Annotated in this window: 13 protein-coding genes and 1 pseudogene; 5 read left to right on the top strand and 9 right to left on the bottom strand. The window is 59.8% G+C overall.

Features of this window, described 5'->3' with window-relative positions; all coding sequences use genetic code 11:
* From ACZAHD_RS17515 to ACZAHD_RS17495, 5 genes and pseudogenes are all read right to left on the bottom strand, one after another.
* The coding region (locus ACZAHD_RS17515; protein ID WP_462457909.1) for an FAA hydrolase family protein at positions 1 to 379 on the bottom strand (379 nt) is incomplete at its 3' end.
* A gap of 129 nt (positions 380 to 508) precedes the next feature.
* Entirely contained in the window at positions 509 to 889 is a 381-nt protein-coding gene (locus tag ACZAHD_RS17510) for a 5-carboxymethyl-2-hydroxymuconate Delta-isomerase (RefSeq protein ID WP_462457908.1), read from the bottom strand.
* 9 nt (positions 890 to 898) lie between these two features.
* Complete coding sequence (gene hpaD / locus ACZAHD_RS17505) at positions 899 to 1,756, bottom strand: 3,4-dihydroxyphenylacetate 2,3-dioxygenase (RefSeq protein ID WP_462457907.1); 858 nt, start codon at positions 1,754 to 1,756, stop codon at positions 899 to 901.
* Between the two features lie 71 nt (positions 1,757 to 1,827).
* Entirely contained in the window at positions 1,828 to 3,294 is a 1,467-nt protein-coding gene (gene hpaE, locus ACZAHD_RS17500) for a 5-carboxymethyl-2-hydroxymuconate semialdehyde dehydrogenase (protein WP_462457906.1), read from the bottom strand.
* A pseudogene (locus ACZAHD_RS17495) lies at positions 3,291 to 4,684 on the bottom strand (fumarylacetoacetate hydrolase family protein). Before ACZAHD_RS17495 ends, hpaE begins: the two are co-directional and overlap by 4 nt.
* Positions 4,685 to 4,973: 289 nt before the next feature.
* Here ACZAHD_RS17495 and hpaR point away from each other — a divergent pair.
* Positions 4,974 to 5,429, top strand: coding sequence for a homoprotocatechuate degradation operon regulator HpaR (gene hpaR / locus ACZAHD_RS17490; RefSeq protein WP_462457905.1), 456 nt, complete (start codon positions 4,974 to 4,976; stop codon positions 5,427 to 5,429).
* 1 nt (position 5,430) lies between these two features.
* On the opposite strand, the gene ACZAHD_RS17485 is transcribed toward hpaR, so the two are convergent.
* From ACZAHD_RS17485 to ACZAHD_RS17470, 4 genes are read right to left on the bottom strand one after another with little or no spacing between them, the layout of a single operon-like run.
* Positions 5,431 to 6,696 (bottom strand): FAD-dependent oxidoreductase, encoded by a 1,266-nt coding sequence (locus tag ACZAHD_RS17485; RefSeq protein WP_462457904.1) that lies wholly within the window; start codon positions 6,694 to 6,696, stop codon positions 5,431 to 5,433.
* Positions 6,677 to 6,940 carry a 2Fe-2S iron-sulfur cluster-binding protein gene (locus ACZAHD_RS17480; protein WP_462457903.1) on the bottom strand — a complete coding sequence of 88 codons (264 nt, stop codon included), beginning with the start codon at positions 6,938 to 6,940 and terminating at the stop codon, positions 6,677 to 6,679. Before ACZAHD_RS17480 ends, ACZAHD_RS17485 begins: the two co-directional genes overlap by 20 nt.
* The gene (locus tag ACZAHD_RS17475) at positions 6,937 to 8,046 is read right to left on the bottom strand and encodes an NAD(P)/FAD-dependent oxidoreductase (RefSeq protein WP_462457902.1); all 1,110 of its coding nucleotides are present in this window, start codon (positions 8,044 to 8,046) and stop codon (positions 6,937 to 6,939) included. The genes ACZAHD_RS17480 and ACZAHD_RS17475 overlap by 4 nt, the downstream gene beginning before the upstream one ends.
* Entirely contained in the window at positions 8,043 to 8,990 is a 948-nt protein-coding gene (locus tag ACZAHD_RS17470) for a 4-hydroxyproline epimerase (RefSeq protein ID WP_462457901.1), read from the bottom strand. Before ACZAHD_RS17470 ends, ACZAHD_RS17475 begins: the two co-directional genes overlap by 4 nt.
* Positions 8,991 to 9,300: 310 nt before the next feature.
* Between ACZAHD_RS17470 and ACZAHD_RS17465 the strand changes: the two genes are divergently transcribed.
* The 4 genes from ACZAHD_RS17465 to ACZAHD_RS17450 all read left to right on the top strand — a co-directional run.
* Positions 9,301 to 10,128 carry a helix-turn-helix domain-containing protein gene (locus ACZAHD_RS17465; RefSeq protein ID WP_462457900.1) on the top strand — a complete coding sequence of 276 codons (828 nt, stop codon included), beginning with the start codon at positions 9,301 to 9,303 and terminating at the stop codon, positions 10,126 to 10,128.
* 151 nt (positions 10,129 to 10,279) lie between these two features.
* The gene (locus ACZAHD_RS17460; protein WP_462457899.1) at positions 10,280 to 11,200 is read left to right on the top strand and encodes a dihydrodipicolinate synthase family protein; all 921 of its coding nucleotides are present in this window, start codon (positions 10,280 to 10,282) and stop codon (positions 11,198 to 11,200) included.
* 14 nt (positions 11,201 to 11,214) lie between these two features.
* A complete protein-coding gene (locus tag ACZAHD_RS17455) occupies positions 11,215 to 12,819 on the top strand; it encodes an aldehyde dehydrogenase (NADP(+)) (protein WP_462457910.1) in 1,605 nt (534 codons plus the stop codon).
* A 15-nt stretch (positions 12,820 to 12,834) separates the two neighbouring features.
* On the top strand, positions 12,835 to 14,138 hold a 1,304-nt coding region (locus tag ACZAHD_RS17450), incomplete at its 3' end, for an APC family permease (protein ID WP_462457898.1).

Genomic DNA, 14,138 nt, shown 5'->3' with positions numbered 1-14,138 from the left:
CGTCGAACAGGGTGCTGTTTGGGCCACGCAGCGGTTTTGCCAGCACGAAAGCCAGCTCGACTTCAATCCGCGGCACGATAAAACGGTCGGTCGGAATGTCGCTACCATCGTGAAAAAACATATCATCGAGCAGCGCGCCGTAGTCCGGCTCGCTAATTTGCGAACTGGCCTGCATCGCTTTTGATGTCAGGCCGATCTTATGGCCTTTCAGTACCCGCCCTTCGGCGATCTTCATCGCGACCCACTCGCGCTGGATGGCGTAGGCGTCCTCAATAGTGATCGACGGATAATCCAGCGAGATCGCGCGGATCTGCTCACGTTGTTTTTCGGCTTGATCCAGTCGCTGGGCGATCAGGGTGCGGGTTTGTTTATCGAGCATAGTAGCTTCCTGTTACCTCGTTCGGTGTCGCGGCACCGGGTGGCGCTGCGCTCACCCGGCCTACGGTTAGTGCGTTGTTCTGGCCGTTGTCGGCCCGGTAAGCGCAGTGCCACCGGGCGAAAAGGCGCGCTATTTAAACAAGGGGTGGACGTTGTTCTGTTTGTAGTTCAGCGTCGGGTGCAGTTCTTCAATTTCAAATGACAGCGCCAGATAGCGGCTCTCCATCAGCGCGGCGAAGTGGCTTTTAATCAGGCCAAACAGCATTGCGCCGACCTCTTCACGGCTCTCCAGGCTACGCCCGCTGCCGATTTTCAGCGTCATGTGTACGAAGGCGTAATCCTGCCTGCCGTCGGCCATCTGCCAGGTATCCAGCCAGATGGCGCGGCTGCGGATGCCACCCATCGGGAAGATGCCGGTGGCGGCCAGCTCCTGGTTGATCTGGGCGAACAGGCCGGGTAAATCCGCCTGTTCGCGGATGTTGTCGGTACACTCAGCGATAAAATGCGGCATAGTGACTCCTTACGCCTGGGCCGGAAGCGGGAACACGGCGTTGACCTGACCGGTGCCGGAGCTGGCGAAGAGGTCGGTAATAAACTCCACCTTGCCGTCGTATTTGTCCCAGCCGAGCACGCCGAGCAGCATCACCGTGTCGTGCATGTTGCCTTCGCCGTAGCAGTAGTCGGCGTACTCCGGCAGCATGGTGCAGAACTCTTTGAACTTGCCTTCACGCCACAGCTTCACCACGCGTTCATCCATCTGATGATCAAATTCGCGGGTGTAGCTGTTCATCCCCTCTTCGGCGCGCTGGTCGTCGATAAAGCGGTGCGACAGCGAGCCGCTGGCGAAGATCGCCACGGTACCATCATATTTTTCAATGGCTTTGACGATGGCTTCGCCCAGCTTGCGGCTGTCGGCAAAATCGTGAACGGTGCAGAACGCGGAGATCGACACCACTTTGAAATGTTTATCGCTGTTCATGTAGCGCATCGGCACCAGAGTGCCGTACTCCAGCTTCAGGCTGGGGATGTTGTGCGCTTTCGCTCGCACGCCCAGTTTGATCGCTTCGTCGGCAATCAACTGACCCAACTCCGGGTTACCGTCGTAGTCGTAGGTCATGTCGCGGATAAAGTGCGGCAGTTCGTTGCTGGTATAGACGCCTTTGAAATGGTCGGCGCAGTTAATGTGGTAAGCGCTGTTGACCAGCCAGTGGGTATCGAAAACGATAATCGTATCGACGCCCATTTCACGGCAGCGTTGGCCAATTTCTTTATGGCCGTCGATGGCAGCCTGACGGCAGCCATGATTTTTCCCGGGTAGTTCAGAGAGATACATTGACGGCACGTGAGTGATTTTGGCGGCTAACGCTAATTTGCCCATGCGGTGTTCTCCTTACATAACTTGAATAGTGTGAGCCGCAGACAGCCCGGGTGCGGCTCGACGGATGGCGGTTATACGCCCCATTTCGGGATCGGATGGTCGCCCATGGAAATACAGACGTTTTTCATTTCAGCGAACACTTCAAAGCTGTACTCGCCGCCTTCACGGCCGGTGCCGGAGGCTTTCACGCCACCAAATGGCTGGCGCAGATCGCGGACGTTCTGGGTATTGACGAACACCATGCCGGCTTCGATGCCGCGCGCCAGGCGCAGCACTTTGCTGATGTCCTGGGTCCAGATATAGGACGCCAGACCATATTCGATGTCGTTCGCCAGGCGCAGCCCTTCCGCTTCGTCTTTAAACGGCAGCAGGCAGGCCACCGGGCCAAAAATCTCTTCTTGCGCGACGCGCATCCGGTTATCCACGTCCGCCAGCACCGTCGGACGCAGAAAGTTGCCGCTTTTCAGATGCCCCGGTAGATCGGACGGTTTGTCCGGGCCGCCAGCCAGCAGGGTGGCGCCTTCTTCGATCCCCAGGCGGATATAGCCGGAGACTTTTTCCCAGTGCTGCTGGCTGATCAGTGCCCCGACCTGGGTATTCGGATCGGTCGGATCGCCCACGCGCAGGCGATTGGCGCGTTCCGCAAAGCGTTTAACGAATTCCGGGTAGATACTCTGCTGAATGAAGATGCGCGACCCGGCGGTGCAGCGTTCGCCGTTGATTGAGAAGATGGTGAACAGCGCAGCGTCGAGGGCGCGCTCGATATCGGCATCTTCAAAAATCAGCACCGGCGATTTGCCGCCCAACTCCATGGAGTACTTCTTCAGGCCGGCATTTTTCATGATGTTGCGCCCGGTGGCGGTACCACCGGTAAACGACACCGCGCGGACGTCGTGATGACGTACCAGGGCATCGCCGGCGCTGGCGCCGTAGCCCTGCACCACGTTGAGTACGCCGGCCGGAATACCCGCTTCCCGCGCCAGTTCGCCCAGACGATCGGCGGTCAGCGGCGACAGCTCAGACATCTTCAGCACCGCGGTATTACCCAGCGCCAGGCACGGTGCGACCTTCCAGGTGGCGGTCATAAACGGCACGTTCCACGGCGACACCAGCGCACACACGCCGACCGGTTGCACGAGGGTGTAGTTGAGCATCTTGTCGTCAACCGGGTAGGTCTTACCGTTCATCTGTTGGCACACTTCGGCGAAAAACTCGAAGTTGTGCGAAGCGCGAGGAATCAGCACATTTTTGGTCTGATGGATCGGCAGGCCGGTATCGGCGGTTTCCAGCGCGGCGATCTCCGGAACGTTCTGGTCGATCAGAGCGCCCAGGCGACGCATCAGGCGCGCGCGCTCTTTCATCGGCAGGTTGGCCCATTTCGGGAACGCTTCTTTCGCGGCGGCAACGGCCTGATTCACTTCGGCTTCGCCGCCGGAAGCGACTTCCGCCAGCACTTCACCGCTGGCCGGGTTGGTGGTATGGAAATACTCGGTGCCTGCGACATTTTTGCCGTTGATCCAATGGTTAATTTTTTTCATGACAGCTTCTCCTCATACGCTTGCTGGCTGATGATGCGGTTGACCAGGCGGCCGACGCCTTCGACTTCGACGATCACTTCGTCACCCGGCACCACGTCGGACAGCCCTTTCGGCGTACCGGTGGCGATCATGTCGCCCGGTTGCAGGGTCATGAATGCACTCAGGTAAGCGATCAGGAACGGGATACTGAAGATCAGATCGGCAGTGGTGCCCTGCTGGCGCAGCTCGCCGTTGACCCAGGTGCGCAGAGTCAGGTTATGCGGATCCGGGATCGCCTCTTTCGCGACGATCCACGGCCCGACAGGCGTCAGCGTGTCGCGGCTTTTCACCCGCAGATTCGGCCGGTAGTAGTTTTCCAGATAGTCGCGAATGGCGTAGTCATTGCAGACGGTGTAGCCGGCGACGTAGTCCATGGCATCGGCTTCGGCGACGTGGCGCGCGGTTTTGCCGATCACCACCACCAGTTCGGCTTCGTAATGCATGTACTCCACGTTGTCCGGGCGAACCGACTCTTGTTCATGACCGATAAAGGTGTTTGGCGCTTTGATAAAGACCAGCGGCTCTTCCGGCGGTTTAAACTCCAGTTCGCTGGCGTGATCGGCATAGTTCAGACCCAGTGCGAACAGCGTTCCTTCGGCAGGCGGCAGCCAGCGAAATTCGCCTGCTTTAAGCAAGGTGCCATCGGCGAGGCGAAGCTGGTCTCGTTCATCGACCTGGACGTCGTAGGGGGCGCCTTGCCATGCAATACGTGCCTGTTTCATGCCAGTTCTCCTTCTGCAACAACCGGGTTTTCCAGCGGCGGGAAACCTTCGGCGAGGATCCGCACACGATCGCCGGGTTGCAGCGTGACGCGGACGTGAGGGGTACCGATCAGAATGGCATCTCCGGGGTTTAGGGTGGCAAACTCGCTCAGCGCGCTTAACAGTTCGGCGGCATTGCGCTGTAGATCGCCGGTATGCCAGCTATCGGCCTCGCGGCCGTTGATTTCAGTGATGATGGTCAGATTGTCCACGTTATGCCGCGGGGCGAGAGTGCCGATAGGGCAGAAGCCATCGCGGCATTTGGCCTTAATCGCCGGGCGGTAGAAACTCTCTTCCGGCAGGCTGACGTCATTGGCCAGCGCATAGCCGGCAATAAAAGAGGCGGCGTTATCGGCGGAAACCTTACGCGCGGTTTTACCGACAATCAGCGCGACGGTTGCGCCGCTCTGTACGGCTTCACCCTGCGGATAAGGGATGGCCTCACCCGTACCGATAACGGTATTGCGGGGTTTGATAAACCAGACCGCGGTCTTCGGCGGCGTTTTGTAAGGGGCCTGTTGGAACGCGTCGCGCCAGGCGTCAAGCTGGCTGCGATGGTTAAGCGCAACGGCGAAGATGGTACCTCTCATTCACCACTCCTCTGGTACTGATGTCAGATGCTAAAAGATGATCATTAATATGTTAATGATCATCTTTTATTCTTTGTAGCGAGGTTTAGCAAACAGAAGTGAATGTTTTGTGACCTAATTAACAATAAATTTACACTTAAAGTATTTATGTATTAATAATCAGTTAGTTAAATGTTTTTATTGTCCAGGCTGGTACTTTTCAGGTGCAGAAACCGGTTGCGTCATCGCAGGATAGGCGCTAATTATTAACTTATTAATAAACATAAAAGTGCGATGTCGAGGGTATGTGATGCATGATTCGTTAACCATTGCGTTGTTGCAGGCGCGGGAAGTGGCGATGGGCCATTTCCGACCGATCGTTAAACGCCATAATCTCACCGAGCAGCAGTGGCGCATTGTGCGCATTCTCGCGGAAAATCCGTCAATGGATTTTCACGATCTGGCGTTCCGCGCCTGCATCCTGCGCCCCAGTCTGACCGGTATTTTGACCCGTATGGAGCGCGACGGTCTGGTGCTGCGTCTCAAGCCGGTCAACGATCAGCGCAAGCTGTATATTTCGCTGACGTCGGCGGGCTATACACTGTACGAAAGCGCGCAGGCGCAGGTGGAAGAGGCCTATCGCCTGATTGAAGCGCAGTTCACCAGGGAAAAAATGCAGCAGTTGACCGCGCTGCTGGAAGAGTTTATTGCGCTCGGCAACCGTCCGGGCGCCGGGCGCAGGGATGAACGTGATGAGGAAGAGTAGATCAGCGCAACGTTCGGCTGTCGGCCAGTGCGATAAGCGTTTCGGTTCTGGCGGGAGAGAGCGGCTCACGCGGTTGCGGTAGCGGCCAGCCGTACAGCCAGCGGGCGGTGGTCGCGCAGGTTTTTCCCTGACAGGCGCCCATTCCGCAGCGACGGGTCAGCTTTGCCTGGTGCCAGCTATCGGCATCGGCAACGTCGCCACAGCGCACATCTTCGCAGCGGCACAGCAGGCTATCCGGCGTGGCGGCGTTTTTCAGGCTCTCTGGCAGGGTGAATGCGCGGTTGAGCGCATGAGCAAATGCCTGCCAGCGCTCGCGACGGGCAAAGAGGGGCTGTGCGCGAGCCTCGGAGTCAGCGGCCGCAAAGCCGGCAATTTCACCCTCTGCCAGCGCCAGTTCGCTGCCACCGAAACCGGTGCATTCACCCGCGGCGTAGATGTTCTCGACGCTGGTCTGCTGCCAGCGATTCACCGCTATTGCCTCGTCAGCCATCGCGCAGCCGAAGAGCAGCGCGGTTTCAATATTGGGGACCAGGCCGTAACCGATAGCCAGTCGCTGGCAGGCGATTGTCCGCTCAACGCCGCGGGCATCGCGCAGCGTAATGGCTTCAAGCTGCGTCTCGCCGTGGGCGCGAATCACCTGGCTGCCGCTCAGGTAGCGTCGCGGGGCAAGGGTGGGCAACTGGCGAAGTTTTTCCGGCCAGCGCCACAGGCTGCTGCCAAAACGCAGTAATACGCTGAGCGGGGCCTGCTCAACAATCTGTCGTACTTCACCTCCGCTTTTTTTCACCGTCGCGGCCACCGCCAACAGCAACGGGCCGCTGCCGGCAATGACCACCTTTTGCCCCCGGAGCGTCAGACCGTGTTTAATTTGCGCCTGTAGCCCACCGGCGCCGGTGACGCCGGGAAGTGTCCAGCCGGGGAAAGGCAGCGAGAGTTCGCGTGCGCCGCAGCAGAGGATCAGCTTTTGCCATTCGACAAGCCCGCTGTCGTCAGCGGTTTCGAACAGGACGCTATGCGCCGAGGGGCGGGCGATAAGCCGGGCGCCGTTGAGCAAGGTGATGTTTTTCTCCGCGGCAACGGCTTCCCGGTAGCGGCGCGCCAGAGCAGGGAGCTGCACCTGCGGACCCTCGCGCCAGATCTGTCCGCCGGGGCGAGGATTATCGTCGAGGATAACGACCTGCTTACCGCAGGACGCGGCCGCCAGCGCAGCGGCGAGACCCGCCGGGCCGGAGCCGAGAATCAGAATGTCACAGCGCAGGGTTTGCATGGCGGCTCCTTTCAATTGTCATTCCGGGCTGGCACAGCGTCTGGCAAGCCAGTACCCGCCGTCCGTTGACGGTCACCCGGCACTCCTGGCAAATGCCGATCCCGCAAAAAGGGGCGCGGGGCTGGCCACCGACGGCCACGCGTGTGGTGGGATTCGCCGTCAACGACAGCGCCGCCGCGACGCTGATTCCCACCGGAACGTCGCGTTTTTCACCTTCAATCATCACCGGGATAGTCTGGCTCATGCGATAGCCTCTTTTTTGAACAGGCGGGTCGGTAGCCACGCGTCGGGGGCGAACGGAGAGCACTCGCCCAAGAGCTGGGCGACGAGCAGCTCCGCGCTGGCAGGGGCGGTGGTGACGCCGAGCCCTTCATGACCCAGCGCCAGCCACAGGCCGGGACGTGACGGGTGGGGACCAATCAGGGGATTTCCGTCCTCTGACACGGCGCGAAAGCCGCTCCAGCAGCGGATAATATTCAGCCCGGTCAGAGCAGGCAGGAAGTGCCGGGCGCGGTCGAGCATCTGCGCCAGCAGCGGCAAATCCAGCTGGTTTTCTGAGTTATCAAACTGCCGCGAAGAGCCGATCAGCAGTTGTCCGGTGGGGCGCGGCTGGACGTTAAACGCGACCGAGGTACCGCCGCCGTGAGCGCTGGCGCCGTAGCCCAGTTCAACCAACTGATGATGGAGTAACGGGCCGTAGCGGTCGGTGATCGCCAACTGACCTTTCTTTGGCCGCAGCCAGTTCTCCCCCAACAGCCCATTAGCGCCGAGGCCGCAGGCGACAACGATAGCCGACGCCCGCAGTTGTTTTCCGCTGGTCAACGTTACCGCTGGCTCGGCGATTTCCGTGGCGCCTTCGGTGAGGCAGGTCAGGTTGTCTCCCGCGTTGGCGATAAACCAGCGCGCGACTTCAGGGGCGTAGACGATAGCATCGCCGGGCACCCACAGTCCGCCCTGCAGGCCTGAACGCAGCAGCGGTTCTCGCTGCGTCAGCTGTGAGGGGGTCTGCATCTCGCTGGAGACCTGATATGCCGACATTCGCCGCTGTTTTTCCCGGGCGATCTCCAGTTCCTGGGCGGTTTCCGCCAGCCACAGAGTACCGCAGCCGCGCCAGGCGCAGCGCTCGGGCATCTGCGGCGTGAGGGTACGCCAGCGTTCCAGCGACCAGGCGGAGAGCGCGAGTTCGGCGGGATTGTCATCCATACACACCAGATGTCCCATTCCGGCTGCGGTGGCGCCCGGCTGGCGATCGTCGAGCAGAATCACTTTTTGCCCACGTTTCGCCAACTGCCAGGCGCAAGCGGCGCCGACGATCCCGGCGCCGATCACGATGACGTCGGCGTGGTTCACGGCACGATCCCCCAGCAGAAAGGATCGTCCGGGTTGAGGATCAGCCGGGTATCGCCGCAAACCCAGGCTTCGCCGCGGATCGTCGGAATGATACCGGCGTCGCTGCGCGCATAGCTGGCGGTAAACTGGCTGCCGATAATACTGGCCTGGCACCAGAGTTCGCCAGGCTGCAGCTTGCCATCTTCGGCCAGACAGGCCAGTTTGGCGCTGGTTCCGGTGCCGCACGGCGAACGATCCCAGGCTTTCCCCGGACACAGTACGAAGCTGCGGCTGTCGGCATCGGCATCGTCGGCAAAGAGTTCGATATGGTCGATTTCGCCACCGTCATCGCCGCGGATCCCGGCGGCTTCCAGCCCTTCACGTACGGCCCACGCATACTCGGTAAGCTGCGGAATTTGGGCGGGATCGAGGGTGAAAGGATGATCGTTGATGAGGAAAAACCAGTTGCCGCCCCAGGCAATATCACCGGTGACGGTACCTACCGATGTGCTGACGCTGAGCTGTTTTTTGCCGCGCCGGGCCGGAACATTCTCCAGCGAGACACTGCCGTCCTGATGTAGCGTCGCGCTGACGTTGCCCACCGGCGTTTCAATCAGGTGGGTGCCCGGCTTAATGCGGCCAAGCCAGGCCAGCGAGGCGATAAGCCCGATGGTGCCATGGCCGCACATATTCAGAAAGCCGGCATTGTTGAAGAAAATCACCCCGGCGGTTGCCTGCGGTGAAACCGGCTTGCACAGCAGCGCCCCCACCAGCACATCGTTGCCGCGCGGCTCCAGGATAATCGCCTGGCGCCAGCGATCGAATTCGCTGGCGAAGCGTTCGCGGCGCTCCGCCATGCTGCCGTTACCGAGATCCGGAAAACCATCCACGATCAGGCGTGTCGGTTCGCCGCCGGTATGAGAATCAATGGCTCTGAGTTCAATGGGGTGGCGTGGCGCAGTCATGGCTATCTCCGGAGGTTAACGATTTGTTTCATCATGCTGGCGCAACAGACCGCCTCCGGCTTGAACGCTTTCACCACAGAAAATGACGAAATCGGCACAGTAAACGGCGGCGCCTGTTTATGAATGGCATAGTTATTTATTATTAATCATTTGGTTATTGCTGTGGTAAACCGAAGGTCGCCATCGCGCCAGCGGCGTACTCACGGGAAAATATAAACCGGAGTCAGGATCGCAAAACGCGGTATTGCTGCTTGATATGTTACTAAAAGGTGAATAAATATCCTCCCGTCATCCGCCATGAGGAAGCCTTATGTTCTGTGTTACTGCTGCTACTTCGGAGCACGCTCCGGTTGAGGCTACGGATCTGGCCGTGGATGAGCTGAGCCAGATTTGCGAAGGGCTGGCGCGCCAGCGCCCGGAAAACATGCCGTCGTTGCTCAATGCGCTGGCGCTCATCGCGCCGCTGCTGAACGCGATTCCCAATGTGGTCTTTTTTATCAAAGATGCCCAAGCGCGCTATCTGCTGGCGAACCTGACGCTGGCCCGTCGCTGCGGCTTTAAAAGCGTCTCCTCGCTGTTAGGCAAAACCTCGGCCGACGTCTTTCCATCGGCGCTGGGGCAGGGCTATACCGAACAGGATCTGCGGGTGTTGAGAGAAGGGGTGACCCTGCGCGACCAGCTCGAAATGCACCTCTATAACGGGCGTGAGCGCGGCTGGTGTCTGACGCAAAAGCTAGCGCTGCGCGATGTTCACGGCCAGGTGATCGGCATGGCGGGGATCTCGCACGATCTTCAGGAGGCCCACGCCCGACATCCGGCGTGGCAGCGGCTGGCGATCGTCGACGATCATATTCGTCGCCACTACCATCGACCGATCACCATGGAAGAGTTGACCGGGTTAAGCGGCATGTCCGTGGCGCAGATCGAACGCTATTGCAAACGGATCTTTCATCTCACGCCGCGGCAGATGATCCACAAAGTTCGCCTCGAAAAAGCCACCGAGCTGTTGGCGGGAGAGACGCCGATTACCGATATTGCGCTGCAGTGCGGCTATACCGATCACAGCGCCTTCAGCCGTCAGTTTAAAGCGATGACCGGCTCCACGCCGCGTGATTTTCGCCTGGCGCTGGCGGGATAATCGCCAGCTCACACTTTTTGCGACTGTGCTAATTTCGTCATCGTATTGGAGGAAAACCGACAAGCCGCCGGGTCCATGAAACGTCAATCTGTCAGTGAAAATTCACCATTCATTCACTTTGACTTAACAAAATGACGACAAGGAACCGAGCATGAGCAAAAAAGCGATTCACTGGAGCGGCGTATTTCCGGCAGTCAGCACGCAGTTTCGTCATGATTACTCCCTCGATTTGCACGCCACCCATGCGGTGATGAAAAATCTGGTCAGAGACGGTGTCTCCGGACTCGTGGTGTGTGGCAGCGTCGGGGAAAATACTTCGCTGACAACCGAGGAAAAACTGCAGATTATTGAAGTGGCGAAGGATGCGGCAGGCGGCAAAATTCCGGTGATTGCCGGGGTCGCCGAGTTCACTACCGCTTTCGCGCAGAAGATGGCGCAAGAGGCCGAGCGTGTTGGCGTCGACGGGATTATGGTGATGCCGGCGCTGGTCTACTCCTCGAAGCCGCACGAAACCGCCGCCCACTTCCGCAGCGTGGCCACCGCCACAGACCTGCCGATTATGGTTTATAACAACCCGCCGATTTACAAGAACGACGTCACGCCAGATATCCTCGCCACCCTGACCGATTGCGACAATATCGTCTGCTTCAAAGACTCATCCGGGGACACCCGTCGTTTCGTCGATCTGCGTAACACCGTCGGCGACCGCTTCGTGCTATTCGCCGGGCTGGATGACGTGGTGGTAGAGAGCATCGCCGTAGGCGCGGAAGGGTGGATTTCCGGAATGTCGAACGCTTTCCCGCGTGAAGGCGAAACCCTGTTCCGTCTTGCCGCACAGAAACGCTATGACGAAGCCATGGCGCTCTATCGCTGGTTTATGCCGCTGCTGCACCTGGACGCGCGTCCGGATCTTGTGCAGTGCATCAAGCTGTGCGAAGAGCTGCTGGGACGCGGCAGCGCCGTCACCCGTCCGCCGCGCCTGGCGCTGGAAGGGGAGACCCGTCAGCAGGTGGTGAATATCGTGGAACAGGCGCTGGCGACACGTCCTGTGCTGCCGGACGTAGGCCTGTGAGGCGGGGAGCGATGATGAGCGAAACAGAAATGACGGCGGGTCGGCAGTTTATCGCCGGGCGTCGCGTTGCCAGCGGCGAAGCCACGCTCCTCAGTCTGAAGGCGGCGGATGGCGATACCACCGGCCACCGTTTTTATCCGGCCTCGCGGGGGGAGGCCGCACTGGCGGCGCAGGCGGCGGCGCAGGCTTTTGCCGTCTATTCCGCAACCTTACCAGAGACGCGCGCACGCTTTCTGGAGACCATTGCCGATGAACTGGACCGGCTGAACGAGACTTTTTTTGCCATTGCCCATGCTGAGACAGCACTGCCGCTGGCGCGTTTACACGGCGAGCGGGCGCGAACCAGCGGTCAGCTGCGGATGTTTGCCGCTCTGTTGCGGTGCGGCGATGTTCTGGGGGCGCGCATTGATACGGCGCTGCCAGAGCGTCAACCCTTACCGCGAGCAGATCTGCGCCAGTACCAGGTGGCGCTTGGCCCGGTTGCGGTATTCGGCGCCAGCAATTTTCCGCTGGCCTTCTCTACCGCCGGCGGCGATACCGCCTCGGCGCTGGCGGCCGGTTGCCCGGTGGTGGTTAAGGCGCATCCCGGGCATATGGCAACCGCAGAGCAAACGGCGCAGGCCATTGTGCGGGCGGTGGAGAAATGCGCTTTGCCCGGTGGGGTGTTCAACATGATTTTTGGTACCGATATCGGTGCCGAGCTGGTGCGTCATCCGGCGATTCAGGCGGTGGGCTTCACCGGTTCGCTGACGGGGGGAAAAGCGCTACTCCAACTGGCGCAGCAGCGTCCGCAGCCAATCCCGCTGTTTGCGGAAATGTCGGCGATTAATCCGCTGATTATTTTGCCTCAGGCGCTGGCCGCGCGCACGGCGTCGCTGGCCAAAGATCTGGTGGCATCATTTACCCTCGGCGGAGGGCAATTTTGTACTCGCCCAGGGGTGATTCTGGCGCTCAAGGGCGAAGCGCTGACGCGCTTTAAAGCCGCGTTATGTGAACAGGTTCAGGCCGCGCCCGCTCAGGTTCTGCTCAACGCGCCGACGCTGCAACACTATCGCGCCGGTGTCGAGACGCTCGATACCTGTCCGGGTGTGCAGCGGCTGGCCAGCGGTGAAGCGACCAACGGCCAGCGGGCGCAGGCATTGTTGTACCTGGCGACGGCGGAGGCGTTCATGGCACCGGGTAGCGTGCTGCAAACCGAGGTGTTTGGCCCGCTGTCGATACTGGTGGAAGTGGCGGACGAGGCGCAGATGATGGCGCTGGTGAGTACGCTGCAGGGGCAACTGACGGCGACGCTGCATGCCGATGCGGACGATCGTCCCCTGGCGGCACGTCTGCTGCCACTGCTCAGTGATAAAGCCGGGCGGGTGCTGTTTAACGGCTATCCCACCGGCGTGGAAGTGTGCGATGCGATGGTGCACGGCGGCCCTTGGCCGGCCACTACCGATGCGCGCGGCACATCGGTAGGGACCCGGGCGATCGAACGTTTTCTTCGGCCGGTTTGCCTGCAGAACGCCCCTCCCACGTTGCTGCCGCCGGCCTTGCAGGATGCTAACCCTTTGAACCTGCTGCGCCTGGTAAACGGCCAGTGGACCCGGGAAGCGATTTCCCCCTCATGTTGACGGAAGGGCATCACGATGACTATTCACACTACGCATAACAGTCAAACCCGCGTTGTTGAGCCGGGTAAGTTTAAAAAGCAACTGACCTTAACCGATCTGACGTTTATTGGCCTGGGGGCGATTTTTGGTTCCGGCTGGCTCTTTGCCGCCAGCCACGTCGCGTCGATTGCCGGGCCCGCCGGGATTGCCTCCTGGGTGATCGGTGGCTTTGCAGTTTTGCTGCTGGGCATCGTTTACTGCGAACTGGGGGCGGCGTTGCCGCGTGCAGGGGGGATTATTCGTTATCCGGTCTTTTCGCACGGTGAGCTGATGGGGTATCTGCTTGGCTTTATTACGCTGATTGCCTTCTCAAGCCTCATTTCTATCGAAATTGTCGCCGCCCGTCAGTATGCCGCCGCCTGGTTCCCGGCGCTGACCCAGCCGGGATCCGGCTCGCCGACCCTGCTGGGTTGGGTGGTGCAGTTCCTGCTGCTGTGCTTTTTCTTTGCTCTTAACTACTACAGCGTCAAAACCTTTGCCCGCTCGAATAACTTTATCAGCGTGCTGAAGTTCCTGGTGCCGCTGCTGGTAGTGATTACCCTGTTCACCTTCTTTAAGCCGGAAAACCTGTATACTCAAGGGATTGCGCCGTTCGGTATGTCTGGCGTGGAAGCGGCGATCAGCGCTGGCGGGATTATCTTTGCCTATCTGGGCCTGACGCCGATTATCTCCGTCGCCAGCGAGGTTCAGCATCCGCAACGTACTATCCCGGTGGCGCTCATTCTGTCGGTGGTGCTGTCGACCATTATCTATGTGCTGCTGCAACTGGCATTTCTCGGCAGTATTCCGACGGAAATGTTAAGCGGCGGCTGGGCGGAAGTGAGTAAACAGTTCTCGCTGCCGTATCGCGATATCGCAATTACCCTCGGTATGGGCTGGCTGGCTTTTATGGTGATTAGCGACGCGATCATCTCCCCGAGCGGTACCGGCAATATTTACATGAACGCGACGCCGCGCGTTATCTACGGTTGGGCGAAAGCCGGAACCTTTTTTAAAGCTTTTACCCACATTGATAAAGAGTCCGGCATTCCGCGTCCGGCGCTGTGGTTGACTTTCGGTTTGTCCATCTTCTGGACGCTGCCGTTTCCCTCCTGGGAGCAGCTGATCAGTGTGGTCTCGGCCGCGCTGGTGTTAAGCTATGCGATCGCGCCGGTGACCGCCGCAGGGCTGCGCCGTAACGCGCCGGATCTGCCGCGTCCCTTCCGCGTGCGGGCGTTCGCGATTCTTGGGCCGGTGTCGTTCATGATCTCAGCGCTGATTGTGTACTGGTCAGGCTGGGC

Origin of the sequence: Raoultella sp. (assembly GCF_039594335.1) — a bacterium.
Taxonomy (GTDB): domain Bacteria; phylum Pseudomonadota; class Gammaproteobacteria; order Enterobacterales; family Enterobacteriaceae; genus Klebsiella.
Note: the sequence above shows the minus strand (reverse complement) of the source record. Positions and strands in the feature narration are given on the sequence as shown.

Coding starts and splice junctions, on each gene's coding strand:
- ACZAHD_RS17460 (WP_462457899.1), top strand. CDS start 10,280: ATGAGCAAAAAAGCGATTCACTGGAGCGGCGTATTTCCGGCAGTCAGC.
- ACZAHD_RS17480 (WP_462457903.1), bottom strand. CDS start 6,940: ATGAGCCAGACTATCCCGGTGATGATTGAAGGTGAAAAACGCGACGTT.
- ACZAHD_RS17455 (WP_462457910.1), top strand. CDS start 11,215: ATGAGCGAAACAGAAATGACGGCGGGTCGGCAGTTTATCGCCGGGCGT.
- ACZAHD_RS17470 (WP_462457901.1), bottom strand. CDS start 8,990: ATGACTGCGCCACGCCACCCCATTGAACTCAGAGCCATTGATTCTCAT.
- ACZAHD_RS17510 (WP_462457908.1), bottom strand. CDS start 889: ATGCCGCATTTTATCGCTGAGTGTACCGACAACATCCGCGAACAGGCG.
- hpaD (WP_462457907.1), bottom strand. CDS start 1,756: ATGGGCAAATTAGCGTTAGCCGCCAAAATCACTCACGTGCCGTCAATG.
- hpaR (WP_462457905.1), top strand. CDS start 4,974: ATGCATGATTCGTTAACCATTGCGTTGTTGCAGGCGCGGGAAGTGGCG.
- ACZAHD_RS17465 (WP_462457900.1), top strand. CDS start 9,301: ATGTTCTGTGTTACTGCTGCTACTTCGGAGCACGCTCCGGTTGAGGCT.
- hpaE (WP_462457906.1), bottom strand. CDS start 3,294: ATGAAAAAAATTAACCATTGGATCAACGGCAAAAATGTCGCAGGCACC.
- ACZAHD_RS17485 (WP_462457904.1), bottom strand. CDS start 6,696: ATGCAAACCCTGCGCTGTGACATTCTGATTCTCGGCTCCGGCCCGGCG.